Origin of the sequence: Emticicia soli, assembly GCF_037860775.1 — a bacterium.
In the GTDB taxonomy this organism is placed as follows: domain Bacteria; phylum Bacteroidota; class Bacteroidia; order Cytophagales; family Spirosomataceae; genus Emticicia; species Emticicia soli.
Genome location: NZ_JBBEWC010000006.1, coordinates 210,678 through 228,851 on the forward strand (window position 1 = coordinate 210,678; position 18,174 = coordinate 228,851).

Here is an 18,174-nt window from a genome sequence, read left to right on the forward strand (position 1 = left end):
AATGAACAAGCTCAAAGTATCTACCGCTCAGTTTGAAAACAAGAGCGGCGATAAAGCCTATAATTTATCGGTTATTGACACCCTAGCCGGAAAAGCCGCACAAGAAGGCTCACAGGTAATAGCCTTTCATGAATGCTCTATTACGGGCTATACTTTTGCCCGCCCGCTATCAAAAGCGCAAATGCTTGATGTAGCCGAAGAAATCCCCGACGGAGAGAGTATTCAGCAACTAATTGCCATTGCCCAAAAGCATGACATAGTAGTATTAGCTGGACTCTTTGAAAAAGACAAAGACGAAAATCTGTTTAAAGCCTATGTGTGTGTAGATAAGAACGGCTTGGTGGCTAAGTATCGCAAATTACACCCTTTTATCAACCCGCATCTTAAACCAGGCAACGAATATTGCGTATTTGAAATACACGGCTGGAAATGCGGTATTCTGATTTGTTATGATAACAACATAATTGAAAACGTAAGAGCTACCAACCTGCTTGGTGCCGATATTATTTTTATGCCTCACGTAACCATGTGTACACCTTCTACACGCCCGGGGGCTGGGTTTGTTGACCCTAAACTCTGGGAAAACAGAGAGGCCGACCCAACCTCATTACGTCTGGAATTTGATGGTATGAAAGGCCGTGGCTGGTTGATGAAATGGTTACCTGCAAGGGCTTATGATAATGGTATTTATGCTATTTTCTCGAACCCAATTGGCATGGACGACGACCAACTGAAAAACGGTTGCTCAATGATTGTTGACCCTTTTGGCGATGTAATAGCCGAGTGCCGCACTTTAGGAGACGATTTTGTAACAGCTACACTCACCCCCGAAAAACTGACTCAGGCCGGCGGATACCGCTACAAAAAAGCCCGCAGACCAGACCTCTACAGAGATATTATCGGGCAGGAACATACACCCGAGCAAAAGGTTGTTTGGCTAGATACAGATAAATGAGCAATAATATGACCGATATAGGCAAACAGACAATGCACATTCATAACAAAGAAGTTGTGTACGTTTCGGCGCCCTCTAATCTGGGCTTGAAACCTATGCCTTATGCCGATATAGATGGGCCGGGTGTACGCAAAATGCCTGCTATTTTTGAAGAGTTTTCGTTCAGAAGTCGGCTCAATATACAACAATCTCACACCATTGTTCCGCCCGAATATACAGGTAAAGTAGATGATAAGACGGGTATCAGAAACTTACCCGAGTTAATTGATTATACCAAGCAATATGCTCAGGTTATTAAAGAAATTGTAGCCCAAAAACAGTTCCCGATTGTGATTGGCGGCGATTGCAGCATACTAATAGGAAGTATGCTGGCACTCAGGCAATCAGGTAATTATGGGTTAATTCATATTGATGGGCATACCGATTATGCCATTGCTAAAATCAGTTCGTCAACAGGTGGCGCAGCAGGTATGGATTTGGCTATTGTAACCGGCATTGGCGACGACGCCATTACGAATATCGATAGTTTAAAGCCTTATGTAAATGAAACAAATACAGCACAATTGGCTAATCGCTGCTATGATGAGACCTTTAACGGTAATTTTTATAATACAGCTATTTTTAGTGCCGATTTACCAGTTTTACGTAAGAAAGGACTAATAAAAACAGCCAATGCGGTTATTGCAAAACTCAAAAACAACAAAGTAGATGGCGTATGGCTACATGTGGATGCCGATGTATTAAGCACCGACTTAATGCCTGCCGTAGATTCTCCGCAAGCAGACGGTTTAACATACAAAGAGCTTAAAACCATGCTAAAAACCTTTATCAAGTCAGGGCTGGTAGTGGGTTTTCAGATAACCATCTACGACCCTGACCTAGACCCAGATAAAAGCATCGGAAAAAAGCTGGTTGATGAGCTTGTTGATTTGTTTCAACAGGTTTAAGCGCCCAGCATAGCTATAAATTCAGTTTCAGAAATCATTTTTACGTTTAATTTCTTGGCTTTTTCTATTTTAGAAGAGCCTGGTTTATCTCCTACAATCAGGAAATCGAGCTTGCCCGAAACTCCGCTTACCACTTTGCCGCCATTGGCTTCAATTTTGGTTTCCAGGGCTTCACGTTCAAAGTTTTCGAATGTTCCGGTATATAAGAAAGTCTTGCCTGTAAGCGTATCGCCTTCAATTTCCTTAACCTCGTTCTGCGCTGTAAATTGTAAACCCGCAGCACGAAGACGCTCAATGAATTGCAGGTTATCTTCATTCTGAAAATATTCTTGCACACTCAAAGCTATTTTGTCACCAATTTCGGGGGCACTTCTTAGCTCTTCATAATTAGCGTTTTTAATGGCATCAATATTCTTAAAGAAACTCGCCAGTTTTTCGGCTACTGTTGCCCCCACATAGCGGATACCAATGGCAAAAAGTACCTGTTTAAACGGCATTTGTTTCGATTTCTCAATCCCATCAAGTATATTTTGCACCGTTTTTTCTTTAAAACCTATTCTTTTTACTTTGCCTGTGGCAGTATCTTCAATTACTTTTTCGAGGCCAAATAACTGTTCATATTTCAGGTCGTAGAGGTCGGCGGCATCTTTTACCAGCCCTTTCTCATAAAGCAGTTCTATTTTACCTTCACCAAGGCTATCGATATTCATAGCCTTGCGGTGGATAAAATGCTCTATTCTACCACGTATCTGCGGCGGACAACCCTTTTCGTTCGGGCAATAATGGTTGGCTTCTCCTTCTTTTCTGTATAATTCAGCACCACATTCAGGGCAATTGGTCGGGTACTCAATTTTCTGGGTAGCAAACATATTCCGTCTTCCCAAATCAACCCCTGTTACTTTCGGAATAATCTCTCCGCCTTTTTCTACAAAAACTGTGTCGCCAATTCGGAGGTCGAGTCTTTCTATTTCGTTGGCATTGTGCAGAGAAGCACGCTTAACAGTAGTGCCTGATAGGTGAATACCTTTATGGTTAAGTTTTTCGTTATCTAGCTCGGCAACAGGGGTAATAGCCCCCGTGCGGCCTACCTGATACGTAACACCTCGGAGAATTGCAGGTTTTGATTCTGCCTTATATTTATAAGCTATTGCCCAGCGTGGGCTTTTGGCTGTGTAGCCTAGTTCTTCTCGTTGCGCAAACGAGTTGAGTTTTATCACAATACCATCGGTAGCTAGTGGCAAAGAGTATCGTTTCTCTTCCCACTCTTTTATATAGGCCATTACCTCGTTTATGTCGGCACACTTACAATAGGTTTGCGATACATTAAAACCCAGTTTTTTCAACGCAATCAGGCTTTCTTCGTGTGTAGCAAAAATCTCTTGGTCGGCCAGAAACTGGTAAACATAGGCATCTAAGCCACGGCGAGCCACTTCTTTTGAATCTTGTAGTTTGAAAGTACCCGAAGCTGCATTTCTTGGGTTAGCGTAACTTTCTTCGCCTGCTTCTTCGGCCTCTTTATTCATTTTCTCAAACGAAGCAAAAGGCAGAAAACCCTCGCCTCTCACCTCAAAAACAGGTGGTATCGAAATCCCCCCTTTGGCTGTTACTTTCAGAGGTAGGGTGCGCAATGTTTTTATGTTTGTTGTAATATCGTCGCCTCTTACGCCATCGCCACGGGTTACGCCTCTAGTAAAAATCCCGTTTTCAAAAGTCATCGATAAAGAAATACCGTCAAACTTCTGTTCGCATATATATTCGTATCTTTCGCCATTCAATCCTTTTCTTACACGTTCGTCAAAATCAATCAGTTCTTGCTCGCTATAAGTATTAGCCAACGACAACATCGGGTAGCGGTGCGCTACGCTGGCAAAGTTTTTAGTGATACCCCCGCCTACTCTGTGCGAAGGCGAATCAGGCTGTTTTAAATCAGGATACTCGATTTCTAGGCTTTCTAATTCTTTCAGCAGAAAATCAAATTCCTGGTCTGAAATCTCCGAGACATTATCTATATAATAACGCTCGTTGTAGTAATTTAGCTTTTCGGTAAGTTCAATAATTCTGTCAGCCGGGTTCATGTTGTATGTGGGTATTTGGTAGAAATGAGTTTATATTATAAGGTCAAATTTAGGAGAAATAATTATTTTCACCGAACGATTAAAATTCAACAAACAAGCGTTCTTTAAATAATAATAAAAGATATAATTCCCGTAGAGACGTATTGCAATACGTCTCCTGTCATAGAATCTGTTTTTTTAAGTATGTATTTAGATGAATTATTCTAATACAAAAGGTAAATCTCGTATATCTAGTTCAAAAAACTAGATATGCCTTTGAGACGTATTGCAATACGTCTCTACGAAAAATACAATTTCCTAGAGACATTTAATTCTTAAAACCTAATGATTCGCTGGTACTAAAAAATAGACCTCACTAAAAAAACAAACAAAAAATGCCCACTTTCAGCAGGCATTTTCTGTGATGAATGTACCGAAAAAATTATACACTCATAATATCTTTTTCTTTGTCAGCCATTAACTGTTCGGCTTTTACAATATAGCCATCAGTTAGTTTCTGCACTCTTTCTTCTGCTTTTTTAACATCGTCTTCTGAGCCACCATCTTTCTGAATTTTCTTCAGCTCTTCGTTAGCTTCCTGGCGTACCTTACGGATATTCACACGGGCTACTTCTATTTCAGACTTCACTCTTTTCACTAAATCACGACGACGCTCTTCTGTCAATGGCGGAATATTTAAACGAATCACTTCACCATCGTTAGCAGGCGATAACCCAAGATTTGAATTAATAATGGCACGCTCTATATCATTAATCAATTTACGCTCAAAAGGCTTAATTGAAATTGTGCGGGCATCAGGCGTACTTACAGACGAAACCTGATTAAGCGGTGTAGGAACGCCATAGTATTCAACCATGACGCCATCAAGCATATTGGTGCTGGCCCTGCCGGCTCTTATTTTTGAAAGTTCAATTTGTGTATGTTTCAAGGCACGGTCCATCGTGTCTTTTGCCATATCAATTACAAGATCTATTTCTTCCATTGTTTTTTTAGAATTGAGTGATTGCGTGAATTAGTGATTGAGTGATTGCTTTTATTCACTTTATTCTAATTTCCTTAATCACTGTATGCTATCAAAATAATTACTTTTAAATTACTATATCTATTTTGTTTTTTCGTTACAATTAACCGCCATGCAGTATTTTCAAAATCACCGTAGCCATGGCTCACTCATTCACACAATCACGCAATATTTTACTACTCTGTCACGAGCGTTCCAAGATCTCCGCCTGTTACTACCTTCATCAGATTCCCCTCCTGGTTCATGTCAAAAACTATGATTGGCATCTTGTTTTCTTTACATAAAGCAAACGCCGTTAAGTCCATAATTTTCAGATTTTTACTGATGGCCTCATCGTAGCTGATTTGCTTGTAACGTGTAGCTGTTGGGTCTTTGCGTGGGTCGGCAGTATAAACACCGTCTACACTTGTGCCTTTCAACAATAAATTTACGCCAAGCTCATTGGCTCTTAGTGCGCCACCCGAATCGGTCGAGAAATACGGGTTTCCTGTACCTGCACCTAAAATAACTACACGCCCTTTTTCGAGGTGACGAATGGCACGACGGCGGATAAACGGCTCGGCTACTTGCTCTACTTTAATGGCTGATAGTAAACGGGTATGTAGTCCGATTTTCTCTAAGGCACTCTGAATAGCCATACCATTAATTACGGTTGCCATCATGCCCATATAGTCGCCCTGTTCACGCTCAATCCCCGAGTTCGAACTTGCTCCTCTGAAAATGTTTCCGCCCCCTATCACGATTGCCACTTCACAACCGGCATCTACTACCGATTTTATCTCAATAGCATATTGAGCAAGGATATCTGAATTAATAATCTGGCTTTTATCTCCCCCATTCAAGGCTTCGCCGCTAAGCTTTAAAAGAATTCTTTTGTATTTAAGTTGGCTCATAGTTTATGATTTAGGCGTAAAATTAAGTATTTGTATCTATCAATCAAAAAAATACCCTCTTTGTTAAAAGAGGGTATCTAATAAATATTATTCAAACTCCATAATAATGTGATTCTTCTCTACGGTTTCGCCCGTCTTTACCTTTAAACTTTTCACCTTGCCATCGCCCGTGGCCTTTATTGCATTTTCCATTTTCATGGCAACCAATATCAATAAAATATCGCCTTTTTTCACTTCATCACCCACCTGTACCTTCATTTCATAAATAAGGCCGGGCATAGGTGCTTTCAAATCATTAAGCTTTGCCGATTTTGTGCTGCTCATGCCCATTTTTTCAAGAAGCAAATCGGTACGGTCTTTCAGGTTTACGGTATGAATAGTATCTCCGATTTTCAGCTTGAAAATTTTTTCTGCATAATTCGCCTCTACCACCTCTACATTATATGACTTATTGTCTTTCAGAATATGAAAGTCTTTGTCTGAAATCTTTTTCAGGTCCCAGTCAAAAGGCTGATTATTCAACAATATCCCCTCTTTCTGTTCCGAAACCTCAAATGTTGTTGTGTCGTCGATAATGGCTTTTAGCATAATTCAGAAGCTTATTTTTTATTTATCAGATAAACGCCCACTAAGATAATACTCATTCCGAAATAATGTAATAAAGAAATCGGTTCGCCATCCAGAAAACCCATCATGGTTGCTACCACAGGTATCAGATAGGTTACCGATGAAGCAAACACCGGAGACGCAATTTGCAAAATATAATTGAAAATAATAGTAGCTATGCCCGAATTAACTACCCCCAGAAAAATTATCAGTAATAATGGGTATAGCGTTGCCTGATTGATTTTTGAAAGAAAGTCGGTAGAGAACAATACTACACCAGCCATAATACCTACTCCAAACAATGTCCAGGCTGTGAGCAATACCGGATTAATAGTACTCAGAAACTTGCCTGTAATGTTTACGTTGAAACCATACATGAGTGCCGAAAGAATTACGAGCAGTGCATAAGGATTATTGAATGACAAGCCATCTTTACTGGCCGACAAAATAAGCACAATACTGCCCACAAAACCCATAATTAAGCCAATGGCCTGCCAGCGTCTAATAATCTGCTGAAAAAAAATAGCCCCGACAATCAGCACAAAAAGCGGAGTAGCCGAGTTAAGTGCGCCTATCAGCGAGCTATTAACTCTGGTACCGGCCAAGGCAAATAAAAAGGCAGGTAGAAAATAGCCAAGAAAACCCGAAGCGAAAAAGTACTTGGTTTTTGCTTTTGGATATTCTTTACGATGGCTGATTACCCAAGGTAAAAATACCAAACCCGCAGCCATAATTCTAAGAGCACCTATTTGCACAGGCGAGAATGTTGGCAGGGCTTTCTTCATGATTAAAAATGAAGAACCCCACATAGTAGCCAGCAGGCAAAGCAATAGCCAGGCAATGATAGTTTTATTCTGCGAAGTAACTGTTGTTGATGATGTTGTGTTCACTTAAAGTGGATTTTATATTAATCTACTCCTGCGTATTCTACTTTGATGATTTGTTTCTCTAGCACAACGCCCTCATAAAGCACCGGAATCTCGTTAAGAATATCCATTATCTCGTTAATATCTAACGATTGCACCAGGCGCATACGATGCTCTTTGAAATTTGGCAAACCCTTGAAATAATTACTATAATGGCGGCGCATTTCCAGAATACCCAAACGCTCGGCTTTCCATTTGATAGAAAAACTCAGGTGTTTGCGGGCAGCTTCTACACGTTGCTCAATGCTCGGTGGCGGTAGTTTTTCGCCGGTAGAAAAATAATGTTTGATTTCATTAAAAATCCAAGGGTACCCGATAGCTGCACGGCCAATCATGATACCATCAACGCCAAAGCGATTGCGGTATTCGAGCGCTTTCTCTGGCGAATCAATGTCTCCGTTACCAAAAATCGGAATTTTGATACGTGGATTTTCTTTGATTTTTGCAATCAAAGTCCAGTCGGCCTCACCTTTATACATCTGCGCACGTGTGCGCCCGTGAATAGTGAGGGCCTGAATACCTACATCTTGCAGGCGTTCGGCTACTTCTTCCACATTTTTGGTTTCCTCGTTCCAACCGAGGCGGGTTTTTACGGTTACAGGCAGATGCGTTGCTTTTACTACCGCCGATGTCATTTCGGTCATCTTCGGAATATCCTGCAAAAGCGCAGCACCTGCCCCACGGCAAGCCACATTTTTTACGGGGCAACCATAATTAATATCAATCAAGTCAGGATTAGCATTGGTAGCAATACGGGCACATTCGCCCATAGTTTCTACATCGCTGCCAAACAACTGAATACCAATGGGGCGCTCGTACTCAAAAATATCTAGTTTTTGCACGCTTTTAGCGGCATGACGAATGAGCCCCTCAGACGAAATAAACTCGGTGTACATTAAATCCGCTCCGTTTTCTTTGCAGACTAATCTGAACGGTGGGTCGCTGACATCTTCCATAGGCGCCAGCAAAAGCGGAAATTCTCCTAACGATATATTACCTATTTTAACCAAAATCGAAAATGAATTAGTGAATTCACAAATTAGTGAATAATTTTACTGCAAATTTACCGAATTTTAAGCAAACATTTCCAACAAACTTGCTATACTCAATTTAACATAGTAATTATAAAAAATAATTCCATTATGTATTTCAAAACCAAAGAAAACCCGTCAGCCCCTTCTGTTCTGATTATACTAGGTCTGTTTCTTATTAATTTCCTGTTTCTGGGAGGTCTGATTCAGGTTTTAATCATGATGGCATCTGGTGCTTCTTTAACAAATATGCTCGAAAGTGGCGGCGATTTTAGCAAAATGCCAAATGCATGGCTGGCTATGATTATAAGCCAGGGTTTAGGCTCGCTTGTAGGTTTTGTGGGTACAGCATGGTTTTATTGGCGTATAGTTGAAAAGAAACAATGGAGCGAGCTAAACTTTAAACCAATACCTAAACCCAGAGTATTTTTAATGATTATTCTGATTCAGGTTACTTTTATGGGTTTTAATGGCTGGCTACAAGAGCTTAACGAAAACTTTGTGTTTCCTGAGTCGATGAAAGGGCTTGAAACCGTGCTGAAAGGCATGGAAGAACAACTGGCTAAAGCAACTAAGTTTTTTACCACTTTTACCTCTTTCTGGCAATTTATTCTGGCGTTTATCGTAATAGCAATTATAGCCGGTGTTGGCGAAGAGCTAGTGTTCAGAGGTTTGTTGATGCGTAAGTTGTTTTTGGGTATAAAAAATATTCATGTGGCTATCTGGCTGGCCGGGTTCATTTTTGCGGTTATCCACTTTCAGTTTTATGGCATATTGCCCCGTATGATGCTAGGCGTATTGTTTGGCTACTTATATTATTGGACGGGCAACATCTGGGTGCCTATTATAGCTCATATTTTCAATAATGGTTTAGCTATTATAATCATGTATTTATATAACCTTAAAATAGTAAAAACCGACCTCGAAAGCATAGACCATGTACCAATGCCTATTGTACTTTTTTCGCTTGTAGCAACTATTGGCTTGATGTTTTTGTTCAAAAACTATATGCAATCACAATCTGTTGAATCACAATCATAACAATATGGAGAACCAAACTGAAAAACAAAGCAAATTCAAAATGTGGTTTAAGCGGCTAGGCTGGGCAGGGTTTTTCTTTTTTCTTATCAAAGGTTTATTGTGGCTGATTATCCCGTACCTGATAACCAAAGGAATCTTAAGTAAGTAGTTTGTTTCTGTATTCTCAAAAATATTTGTTTATAAATTGTCAAACGCTTGCCAGCGCATCTACCTATTAGGTAGGTATTTTGGCTACACTCGCCTTCTATTTTTTAGTAAACTATGAATTATTACTTTGCCTATGGTCTTAGCATAGCTACAGAACTCGACTTCCCAGAGTTATTTGTAATACCTCCTGAAGATACTGCGGATGTATCTGTACGTATAGGCAAAATTCCGCTTGAGTTTGTAGAAAAAATTCCGGATTCAAAAACCAATCTTTTTATAAGCCCCAATGAATATTACCTGCGTATCGACGACACAGCAGCTTATTATGCCACCAATGGTAACGAAGTAATTATTGAGCCAACAACCGATGCCGACCTAAAAAGTGTCAGGCTTTTTTTTCTTTCAAACACAATGGCGGCTATCTTGTATCAAAGAGCGCAGATTCCCTTACATGCATCGGCTATTTATGTTGATGGCGGTATTGCCTTGTTTTTAGGCGATTCGGGCGCAGGCAAGTCAACCACTGTGGCTAGTTTACAAACCAAAGGACACCGTATTTTTTCAGACGATATATGTGTACCCATACAAGAAGAGGGTATGTTGAAAGCTTTTGCCGCCTACCCTATGATGAAACTATGGAAAGACACTTTCAGCAAACTTGATATTGGCACTTATCAGGAAGAACACAGAATCAGGCCGGAGATAGAAAAATACAGCAAATTTTTTAATGAATCGTTTGATACAAGGGCTTTGCCTATTAAGAAGATTTTTATTCTGCAAAAGCTCGACTCGTCGGCTGCTTTTCGTAGCGAACAGATTAAGGGAGTTCCGGCTTTTAAATATTTACGGCATCAGGCTTACCGTTTGCCTTATATTAAGCCAATGGGCATACAACAAACCTATTTTAACCTGCTAAGTTCTTTGCTTAACAATGTTCCTTTAGTATTAATCAGCCGACCCGATAAGCAAAATACGATTAATGAGGTAATACAATTGATTGAAGAGAGTTTGGGAGTGAATTGATGCATTCACAAAAAAATACCGATAATATTGCTTATATATTCCGAAAAAGTTTAAAATTGTGTCTTAATTTCATTTTACCGACACTATCAATAATTAACATTTTGGAAACTGCTAACCTAGACATTAAAACTCCTGCCATTACTCCCAAAAAATCATGGCAAACACCTGAGATAGAAGTAATTAATATCAAATCAAAAACAGAGCAAGAGCTCTTTTCAGGATTTAATCTCCTTGGCCCTCGTGGCACTAATGCTTCATAAATAAGGGTTTATTTATAAAGCGTTTAAATTGCACCTTAATTTCTTATTCCTTACACTATCAATAATTAACATTTTGGAAACTGCTAATCTAAACAATCAAGCCCCTGCCATTGCTCCCAAAAAAGTATGGCAAACACCTGAGATAGAAGTAATTGATATCAAATCTAAAACAGAGCAAGAGCTCTTTTCAGGATTTAATCTCCTTGGCCCTCGTGGCAATGCTTCTTAGAGTATGTTTTAAAGTGAAACACTCCAAACTGCTATTTTTCTGATTCCGGATTAATAGCAGTTTTTGTATCAGCCTAATCAGACACCTCTGGCGCAAACCGAACAGCCACACTCTCGGTTTGCGCCACAAATATTTATGCTTGCAAGCACATTATGTTAAGGGTTTTTAATAAAAAACCAATCCATATATCCTCAATTTTTACCGCTAGTTTATTAAAAGCTACTAATCAGCCTTTTTTGTTTTTTTTATCCTGAAAAGAAACATATTTTCGTTCGTCCAAATCCACCCAAATACGCAATCACTCAATCACAGATTCTATGTTAAAATTTTTCTTTTTAGTATTTGAGAGTTTCCGTTTTGCTGGTCAAGCTCTGCGGGAAAATATGCTTCGAACCATACTGTCACTATTGGGTGTAACGGTAGGTATATTTTCTATTATCGGGGTTTATACTATGGTAGATTCTCTTGAATCAAACATCAAAAACAGCCTTAACTCTATTGGTACTAATGTAATTTATGTACAAAAATGGCCTTGGCTGTTTTCTTCGGGCGATTACCCCTGGTGGAAATACTTTATGCGCCCTGAGCCAAAGTATAAGGAATTCAAATACCTGAAAGATAACCTCGAACACGCACAAGCAGGTGCCATGATGGATTTTACAGGCAATGTAACTTGTCGTAAAAACAGTAACAGCATTAGCGCATTGTGTGAGGGCATAACTTATGAATTTAATGAAATAACAGAAGTACCGATTGTGAACGGTCGTTATTTTGCACAGCAAGAAATAGAATCGGGCAAAAATGTAGCCATTTTAGGTGCCGATATTGCAGATGCCTTATTCCCCGACTCAGACCCCATAGGGCAGAACTTCAAACTGAAAGGGCAAAATATGCTAGTGATTGGTGTGCAGGAAAGAAAAGGTAAGCAGATTGTAGAGTTTGACGGCGAACCAGACCAAAAAGTGATTATTCCGTTTTTGGCACATAAGAAAATCTTCTCTTCGGGTGAATTGACGGGAGATATTGTTTTTAAAGGCTACGATACCGACGAAGGTTTGTTTGAACTGGAAGGCGAAATTACTGGCTTGTTGCGCACCAAAAGAGGCTTGAGGCCATCGCAGGAAGATGATTTTGCGCTTAACCGCCCCGAGGCTGCCGCTGCTATGCTTGGCCAATTGTTTAGCACTTTGCGTGTGAGTGGGTTCTTTATAGGTATATTCTCATTGTTAATTGGAGGTTTTGGGATTGCCAACATTATGTTTGTTTCGGTAAAAGAGCGCACGAATATTATCGGTATTCAGAAATCACTCGGAGCTAAGAACTACTTTATTATGTTCCAGTTTTTATTTGAGTCGGTATTCCTATGTATTTTCGGAGGGCTTTTCGGAATCCTCTTGGTTTATCTGCTAAGTTTCTTGCCTTTGGGCACACTTGATATTGTTCTAAGTTATAGCAACATTATTTTTGGGCTTGCAATTGCCAGTATTATTGGCATCATTTCAGGTATTATTCCGGCGTGGCAGGCTGCCCGTTTAGATCCCGTTATTGCTATTAGAAGTAAATAAGTTCTGTTTTTTCGATACTTTATTGCACGATTGAGTAATTTTGTACTTTCAACGAAATTGCTCAATTGTGTAATGTCTATCATATTAAGTATCGAAACTTCTACCAAAGGTTGCTCCACAGCTATTCATCAAGGCGCTCAGTTATTGGCCTTGAGCGAGTTATTCCACGAAAAATCGTCTTCCGGAATGCTCACTACTTTAATTCAGCACGTTGTAAAAGTTTCAGGTCTTGATTTTGAAGCTATTGATGCCATTGCCGTAGCCAAAGGCCCCGGCTCATATACAGGCTTGCGCATTGGCGTTTCAACTGCCAAAGGCTTGTGTTTTACGCTCGACAAACCCTTGCTTGCGGTTAATACACTACAAGCAATGGCATGGCAAGTATATAGCATAGCGCAGGCAATAAATACCAATGATATTCCTTTGCTTTGCCCGATGCTTGATGCCCGCCGTATGGAAGTTTATTGCGCTTTGTATAGAGCAAATAATCTGGAGCAAGTTGTTGCTACGGAAGCTAAAATCATTGACGAGCAGTCGTTTGCAGAAATATTAGAGACGCAGAAAATCATTTTCTTTGGCGATGGTGCAGCCAAGTGCGAAGCAGTTTTAGGGCATAATCCGAATGCTATTTTCTTAAAAGAAACCATCAACCCTTCAGCCAGGAGTATTGGTGTGCTGGCGCATAAAGCCTATCAAAACAGCCAGTTTGAAGACGTAGCAGAATTTGAGCCTTACTACCTGAAAGAATTTATGGCTACTACACCTAAAAAGGCTTTGTAAACATCGTGGCACTTGCAGTGCGTCACGCTTATACTCGGAAGAATAAGAGCGTGGCACAATTAGGTTTGCTACAAAGAAAATAATCGTGCCACGGCCACATTCTTTCGAGTATAGCCGTGACACGCATTGTGGGTTATCTTACTTTCCGCCTTTAAGAATCGATTGATACTTAGGCATATCTTTAAACAGTGTTAAAGCCTCTTGCACTTCTTTATCACGTTCGAAAGACACAAACTTCATGGCTTTCTGGTAATAATAACGGCTAAGAATTTCAGCTTCCAATTGCTCTTTAATATCGGCTTTGTGTTTTACTAAATCCTGTTGTTTGCTTTGATTAATTTTATCTCTCAACGATTTCAGGCTCTCCTGCACAGCATCAAGGCTATTCTCTTTTTTGGCCGATGCCTCCAGGTTATCAATGCTCTTCTCCATTGAGGTAGAGTAAGTAAAGTTTCTGCTTTTTAGCCAATTTGTAAAATCCTGATAATCTGAATCTTTCAACGAAAATTTCTCTTGTGGTTTATCGTTTACGTGCTCAAAATAGTATTTGGTTGCGTAATCAAAAATCACATTTTTTGCCAATAAGTTAGCAGTTACCGAGGCCATTTGTGGTACTTCTGTTTTAATATCTGGGTCAACGCCACCACCATCATATACTGTGCGGCCGTTTTTGGTTTTGTACGCTGTTTTCAACGAGTCAGGCACTCTACCTACGCTGCCATCAGGGTTGCGGTGGCTATAATCCAAAGCCTGAATACAACGCCCGCTCGGAATGTAATATTTAGCCGTTGTGATTTTCATTTTAGTGTTATAAGTCAAATCACGGGTGGTTTGTACTAATCCTTTACCAAACGAACGTTGGCCGATAACCACGGCACGGTCGTAATCTTGCAAAGTACCGCTCACAATCTCAGCCGCCGAAGCACTTGAGCTATTTACCAATACCACAATCGGAATTTCGGTATCCATCGGGTTTTCCATCGACATAAATTTCTTGTTCCAATCGGCTACTTTTCCTCTTGTTTCTACAATCAGTTGGTCTTTTGGCAAGAAAATATTACAGATTTCAACCGACATATTCAACAAACCGCCCGGGTTGCCCCTCAGGTCGAAAATCAGTTTTTTCATTCCCTGCGATTTCAATTCACTAAATGCCGATTTCACCTCTTTAGCAGCGGTAGCTGTAAAATCATTTAATTGAATATAGCCCACTTCATCGTTAATCATACCCGAATGCGGCACATTCAAAGTCTTCACAATATCACGGCCTACGGTTAGCTCTATCGGCGAATTTTGTCCGTAACGTTTAATCTGCATTTTTACGGTTGTTCCGGTCTGGCCTTTCATCAGGCGGCTCATGTCTACACCCTTTCTAGCAACTACGTCTACACCATCTACTTTCAGAATCTCGTCACCAATCTTCATTCCGGCTTTATCGGCAGGTGAGCCTTCGTAAATCATCACTACCAGATGCTTGTTGTTCTGGTGCGAAACCGTAGCCCCAATACCGTTGTATTTACCGGTAGCCATGGTCATGTAGTCTTCAATATCATCTTCCGGAAAGAAATTGGTATAAGGGTCAAGCTGTTTCAGCATCGACTCAATGCTTATTCTCATGGCCTTATTCGGGTTGATTTCGTCTACATAATAGGCATTCAACTCTTTGAACATGGTAGCAAAAATATCCAGATTCTTGGCAATCTCGAAATAGCGGTCGTCATACTTAAACGCTACAAAAGGAATAGCCAGAAAAATGAAAATAATGATGAAAAACTTACGAATACGTTTCATTTCTTCTCTATTTAATATAATTTTTTTATCACATTCAGCACTTCTAAACACTAATATTACAAATTAACGCAAAAACCCATCTAAAAGGTATCTGATTATGATAAAAGGTAATCAATGGGTTTCTTTGCCATAAGTCTTAGCTTCAAACTTTAGCTTTTTCTTAGGGGCGGATTGTCTTTTTACAATGTAAAGGTTATCAAAATCGGTCTCAGGCAAATCTTTGGTAAGGGTGTCTTTTTCGTATAAACCATTGGCAATGTGGCGTATGGTGTTGCTATGCCCTACTACCAGAATGTTTTTACCTTCTATTTTTTTCAACTCTTCTACAAAAGGTTTCTGATTGCGTGGGTCGTAGTTTTGGATACTCAGTTGCATGGCATCGGCCAGTGGTTTTGCTGTGCTGGTGGTTCTGATGTATTTGGTAGAATACACCGCCGAAATCTTCTTATCGGCCAGTAATTTTTTCAGGGTTTCGGCTCGCTCCTGCCCTGCTGCGCTTAGTGCGGGGTCTGACGAATCGTCAACCTTTTCGCCATGACGTACAATATAATAGGTTGATTGAACGGGGCGCTCACAGGCCGATAAAAATAGTAAGCAAAGCAATAAGTAAAGGTAGTTTTTCATAAAAAATCGACTGATTCGACTGGTGAAAAATAGGGTTCTTTTCAGGGTAAAAAATATACTTAATTTAGATGTTTATTGCTGATAATCATTAGCTTATAAATTTCGATTTGTAGATAAAAAATCGTAACTTTACAACTAAATTATGTTAATTATTGATGAATATCAAATGTCCTTTTCGAGGTACAGTTAATTAACTGATAGTCAAAGGTTTAGAAAAAACAAATTATGACAGAAAATCAAGAAATCAAAGAGCCACAAAACTCAAAAGCAGATTACGGTGCAGAAAATATCCAGGTCTTAGAAGGATTAGAAGCAGTAAGGAAACGCCCGGCCATGTATATTGGCGATATTGGTGTAAAAGGTCTACATCATTTGATTTGGGAAGTTGTTGATAACTCGATAGATGAAGCCCTTGCCGGCCATTGCGATACAATTAAGGTAACTATTAACGAAGATAACTCAGTAACAGTAAAAGATAACGGCCGGGGGATTCCGACAGGCATGCACCCTAAAGAGAAAAAATCGGCTCTTGAGGTTGTTATGACGGTACTACACGCCGGTGGTAAATTTGATAAAGACACCTATAAAGTTTCAGGAGGTTTGCACGGTGTGGGGGTATCCTGCGTTAACGCACTTTCAACCCACCTGAGAGTAGAAGTACACAGAGACGGCAAAATTTTTGAGCAGGAATATAGCATCGGTAAGCCACTTTATCCGGTTCGTGAAATAGGCGAAGCTACCGATAGAGGTACAATGGTAACATTTAAGCCCGACGATAGCATTTTTACAGTGAGCGAATACAAATACGAAACCGTAGCGAACCGTTTGCGTGAATTGTCATTTTTGAACAAAGGTATTACAATCATTCTGACCGATTTAAGAGATAAAGATGAGGATGGCAATTATACTACCGATACTTTTCATTCAGAAGGTGGTTTGGCCGAGTTCGTTTCGTATATAGACTCAGGCCGTGAAAGGTTGATTCCTGAGCCAATGTTTATGGAAGGTAACAAAGATGGTATTCCGGTTGATGTTGCCATGCTTTATAACACCAGCTATAGCGAAAACGTATCGTCGTTTGTAAATAATATCAATACGCACGAAGGTGGTACACACGTATCGGGCTTCCGTATGGCCTTGACACGTACACTGAAAAGCTACGCCGAGAAGTCGGGTATATTGGCTAAAGAAAAAATCGAAATCAGTGGTGACGACTTCCGTGAGGGGCTTACGGCCATTATTTCGGTAAAAGTAGCCGAGCCTCAGTTTGAAGGCCAGACCAAAACCAAATTGGGTAACAGCGAGGTAACATCGGCCGTGAGCTCATGTGTTGCCGAAATGCTTGAAAACTATCTGGAAGAGCATCCGAAAGAAGCCCGTGTGATTGTAGATAAGGTTGTACTAGCTGCCAAAGCCCGTATTGCGGCACGTAAAGCACGTGAGATGGTACAACGTAAAAACGTATTGGTGGGCACTGGCTTACCGGGTAAACTAGCCGACTGCTCAGAGTCTGACCCATCGGTTTGTGAAGTATATCTGGTTGAGGGTGATAGTGCAGGTGGTAGTGCCAAACAAGGGCGTAACCGTGCGTTTCAGGCCATTTTACCATTGAGAGGTAAAATTCTGAACGTAGAAAAAGCACAGGAATACCGCATTTATGAAAACGAAGAGATTAAAAATATATTTACGGCACTAGGTGTGCAGATTGGTAAAGATGGCGACGAAAGAGCTTTGAATACAGATAAGCTCCGTTATCACAAAATCATTATCATGACCGATGCCGATATTGATGGTAGCCATATTCGTACCTTGATTCTGACGTTCTTCTACCGATACATGAAAGAATTGATTGAGAATGGCTACATCTATATTGCGCAACCGCCTTTGTACCTTGTGAAAAAAGGTAAAGAGGAAGCATACTGCTGGACAGAAGAACAACGTGAGCGTGAAGTGAAACGTCTGGCTGGCGGAGGCCGTGAAGATAGCGTTGGAATTCAACGTTATAAAGGTCTGGGAGAGATGAACCCTGAGCAGCTATGGGAAACTACCATGCGCCCTGATAAACGCACGCTGAAACAAGTTTCTATCGAATCAGCAGCAGAGGCAGATCATTTGTTCTCGATGCTAATGGGTGATGAAGTAGCACCTCGCCGTGATTTCATAGAAAGAAACGCCAAATATGCTAGAGTTGACATTTAAGAATTGAGTGATTGAGCGAATTAGTGATTGAGTGATTAATTACGCATTCGCTTATAAAAAG

18 protein-coding genes are annotated in these 18,174 nt (G+C 40.3%); 10 read left to right on the plus strand and 8 right to left on the minus strand.

The window, feature by feature from the left end; genetic code table 11:
- Position 1: 1 nt before the first annotated feature.
- Both WAE64_RS11015 and WAE64_RS11020 read left to right on the plus strand, forming a co-directional pair.
- Positions 2-955, plus strand: coding sequence for a nitrilase family protein (locus tag WAE64_RS11015; protein WP_340236427.1), 954 nt, complete (start codon positions 2-4; stop codon positions 953-955).
- Between the two features lie 8 nt (positions 956-963).
- Positions 964-1,902: an arginase family protein gene (locus WAE64_RS11020; RefSeq protein WP_340236428.1), complete on the plus strand. Its 939-nt coding sequence runs from the start codon at positions 964-966 to the stop codon at positions 1,900-1,902.
- Here WAE64_RS11020 and ligA read toward each other — a convergent pair.
- From ligA to dusB, 6 genes are all read right to left on the minus strand, one after another.
- A complete protein-coding gene (gene ligA / locus WAE64_RS11025) occupies positions 1,899-3,977 on the minus strand; it encodes an NAD-dependent DNA ligase LigA (RefSeq protein ID WP_340236429.1) in 2,079 nt (692 codons plus the stop codon). The genes WAE64_RS11020 and ligA overlap by 4 nt on opposite strands.
- 421 nt (positions 3,978-4,398) lie before the next feature.
- A complete protein-coding gene (frr, locus tag WAE64_RS11030; RefSeq protein WP_340236430.1) occupies positions 4,399-4,959 on the minus strand; it encodes a ribosome recycling factor in 561 nt (186 codons plus the stop codon).
- A 215-nt stretch (positions 4,960-5,174) separates the two neighbouring features.
- On the minus strand, positions 5,175-5,891 hold the full coding sequence (gene pyrH / locus WAE64_RS11035) for a UMP kinase (protein ID WP_340236431.1): 717 nt from the start codon (positions 5,889-5,891) through the stop codon (positions 5,175-5,177).
- Between the two features lie 87 nt (positions 5,892-5,978).
- On the minus strand, positions 5,979-6,479 hold the full coding sequence (locus WAE64_RS11040) for an acyl-CoA carboxylase biotin carboxyl carrier protein subunit (protein WP_340236432.1): 501 nt from the start codon (positions 6,477-6,479) through the stop codon (positions 5,979-5,981).
- A gap of 11 nt (positions 6,480-6,490) precedes the next feature.
- On the minus strand, positions 6,491-7,387 hold the full coding sequence (locus tag WAE64_RS11045; RefSeq protein ID WP_340236433.1) for a DMT family transporter: 897 nt from the start codon (positions 7,385-7,387) through the stop codon (positions 6,491-6,493).
- A 17-nt stretch (positions 7,388-7,404) separates the two neighbouring features.
- Positions 7,405-8,433 carry a tRNA dihydrouridine synthase DusB gene (gene dusB, locus WAE64_RS11050; protein WP_340236434.1) on the minus strand — a complete coding sequence of 343 codons (1,029 nt, stop codon included), beginning with the start codon at positions 8,431-8,433 and terminating at the stop codon, positions 7,405-7,407.
- A 132-nt stretch (positions 8,434-8,565) separates the two neighbouring features.
- On the opposite strand from dusB, the gene WAE64_RS11055 reads away from it, so the two are divergent.
- From WAE64_RS11055 to tsaB, 7 genes are all read left to right on the plus strand, one after another.
- Positions 8,566-9,495 carry a CPBP family intramembrane glutamic endopeptidase gene (locus WAE64_RS11055; RefSeq protein ID WP_340236435.1) on the plus strand — a complete coding sequence of 310 codons (930 nt, stop codon included), beginning with the start codon at positions 8,566-8,568 and terminating at the stop codon, positions 9,493-9,495.
- A 4-nt stretch (positions 9,496-9,499) separates the two neighbouring features.
- Positions 9,500-9,643: a hypothetical protein gene (locus tag WAE64_RS11060; RefSeq protein ID WP_340236436.1), complete on the plus strand. Its 144-nt coding sequence runs from the start codon at positions 9,500-9,502 to the stop codon at positions 9,641-9,643.
- Positions 9,644-9,756: 113 nt separating this feature from the next.
- Positions 9,757-10,665 carry a hypothetical protein gene (locus WAE64_RS11065; RefSeq protein ID WP_340236437.1) on the plus strand — a complete coding sequence of 303 codons (909 nt, stop codon included), beginning with the start codon at positions 9,757-9,759 and terminating at the stop codon, positions 10,663-10,665.
- A 101-nt stretch (positions 10,666-10,766) separates the two neighbouring features.
- Positions 10,767-10,925 (plus strand): hypothetical protein, encoded by a 159-nt coding sequence (locus WAE64_RS11070; RefSeq protein WP_340236438.1) that lies wholly within the window; start codon positions 10,767-10,769, stop codon positions 10,923-10,925.
- 73 nt (positions 10,926-10,998) lie between these two features.
- Positions 10,999-11,154, plus strand: a complete 156-nt coding sequence (locus tag WAE64_RS11075) for a hypothetical protein (RefSeq protein WP_340236439.1) — start codon at positions 10,999-11,001, stop codon at positions 11,152-11,154.
- A gap of 317 nt (positions 11,155-11,471) precedes the next feature.
- The gene (locus WAE64_RS11080; protein WP_340236440.1) at positions 11,472-12,719 is read left to right on the plus strand and encodes an ABC transporter permease; all 1,248 of its coding nucleotides are present in this window, start codon (positions 11,472-11,474) and stop codon (positions 12,717-12,719) included.
- Between the two features lie 72 nt (positions 12,720-12,791).
- Positions 12,792-13,499 (plus strand): tRNA (adenosine(37)-N6)-threonylcarbamoyltransferase complex dimerization subunit type 1 TsaB, encoded by a 708-nt coding sequence (gene tsaB, locus WAE64_RS11085; RefSeq protein WP_340236441.1) that lies wholly within the window; start codon positions 12,792-12,794, stop codon positions 13,497-13,499.
- 138 nt (positions 13,500-13,637) lie between these two features.
- Here the strand turns inward: tsaB and WAE64_RS11090 are convergent, their stop codons facing one another.
- Entirely contained in the window at positions 13,638-15,290 is a 1,653-nt protein-coding gene (locus WAE64_RS11090; protein ID WP_340236442.1) for a S41 family peptidase, read from the minus strand.
- A gap of 111 nt (positions 15,291-15,401) precedes the next feature.
- Positions 15,402-15,914 (minus strand): phosphoglycerate mutase family protein, encoded by a 513-nt coding sequence (locus WAE64_RS11095; protein ID WP_340236443.1) that lies wholly within the window; start codon positions 15,912-15,914, stop codon positions 15,402-15,404.
- Positions 15,915-16,139: 225 nt separating this feature from the next.
- Here WAE64_RS11095 and gyrB point away from each other — a divergent pair, with 225 nt between their 5' ends.
- On the plus strand, positions 16,140-18,113 hold the full coding sequence (gyrB, locus tag WAE64_RS11100; RefSeq protein WP_340236444.1) for a DNA topoisomerase (ATP-hydrolyzing) subunit B: 1,974 nt from the start codon (positions 16,140-16,142) through the stop codon (positions 18,111-18,113).
- Positions 18,114-18,174 lie beyond the last annotated feature (61 nt).

What these genes read in the sequence shown, in the direction of transcription:
- WAE64_RS11020 (WP_340236428.1), top strand. Translation starts at nt 964, where the DNA reads ATGACCGATATAGGCAAACAGACAATGCACATTCATAACAAAGAAGTT.
- WAE64_RS11055 (WP_340236435.1), top strand. Translation starts at nt 8,566, where the DNA reads ATGTATTTCAAAACCAAAGAAAACCCGTCAGCCCCTTCTGTTCTGATT.
- ligA (WP_340236429.1), bottom strand. Translation starts at nt 3,977, where the DNA reads ATGAACCCGGCTGACAGAATTATTGAACTTACCGAAAAGCTAAATTAC.
- frr (WP_340236430.1), bottom strand. Translation starts at nt 4,959, where the DNA reads ATGGAAGAAATAGATCTTGTAATTGATATGGCAAAAGACACGATGGAC.
- WAE64_RS11015 (WP_340236427.1), top strand. Translation starts at nt 2, where the DNA reads ATGAACAAGCTCAAAGTATCTACCGCTCAGTTTGAAAACAAGAGCGGC.
- WAE64_RS11080 (WP_340236440.1), top strand. Translation starts at nt 11,472, where the DNA reads ATGTTAAAATTTTTCTTTTTAGTATTTGAGAGTTTCCGTTTTGCTGGT.
- gyrB (WP_340236444.1), top strand. Translation starts at nt 16,140, where the DNA reads ATGACAGAAAATCAAGAAATCAAAGAGCCACAAAACTCAAAAGCAGAT.
- WAE64_RS11095 (WP_340236443.1), bottom strand. Translation starts at nt 15,914, where the DNA reads ATGAAAAACTACCTTTACTTATTGCTTTGCTTACTATTTTTATCGGCC.
- WAE64_RS11090 (WP_340236442.1), bottom strand. Translation starts at nt 15,290, where the DNA reads ATGAAACGTATTCGTAAGTTTTTCATCATTATTTTCATTTTTCTGGCT.
- WAE64_RS11060 (WP_340236436.1), top strand. Translation starts at nt 9,500, where the DNA reads ATGGAGAACCAAACTGAAAAACAAAGCAAATTCAAAATGTGGTTTAAG.
- WAE64_RS11040 (WP_340236432.1), bottom strand. Translation starts at nt 6,479, where the DNA reads ATGCTAAAAGCCATTATCGACGACACAACAACATTTGAGGTTTCGGAA.
- pyrH (WP_340236431.1), bottom strand. Translation starts at nt 5,891, where the DNA reads ATGAGCCAACTTAAATACAAAAGAATTCTTTTAAAGCTTAGCGGCGAA.
- WAE64_RS11065 (WP_340236437.1), top strand. Translation starts at nt 9,757, where the DNA reads ATGAATTATTACTTTGCCTATGGTCTTAGCATAGCTACAGAACTCGAC.
- tsaB (WP_340236441.1), top strand. Translation starts at nt 12,792, where the DNA reads ATGTCTATCATATTAAGTATCGAAACTTCTACCAAAGGTTGCTCCACA.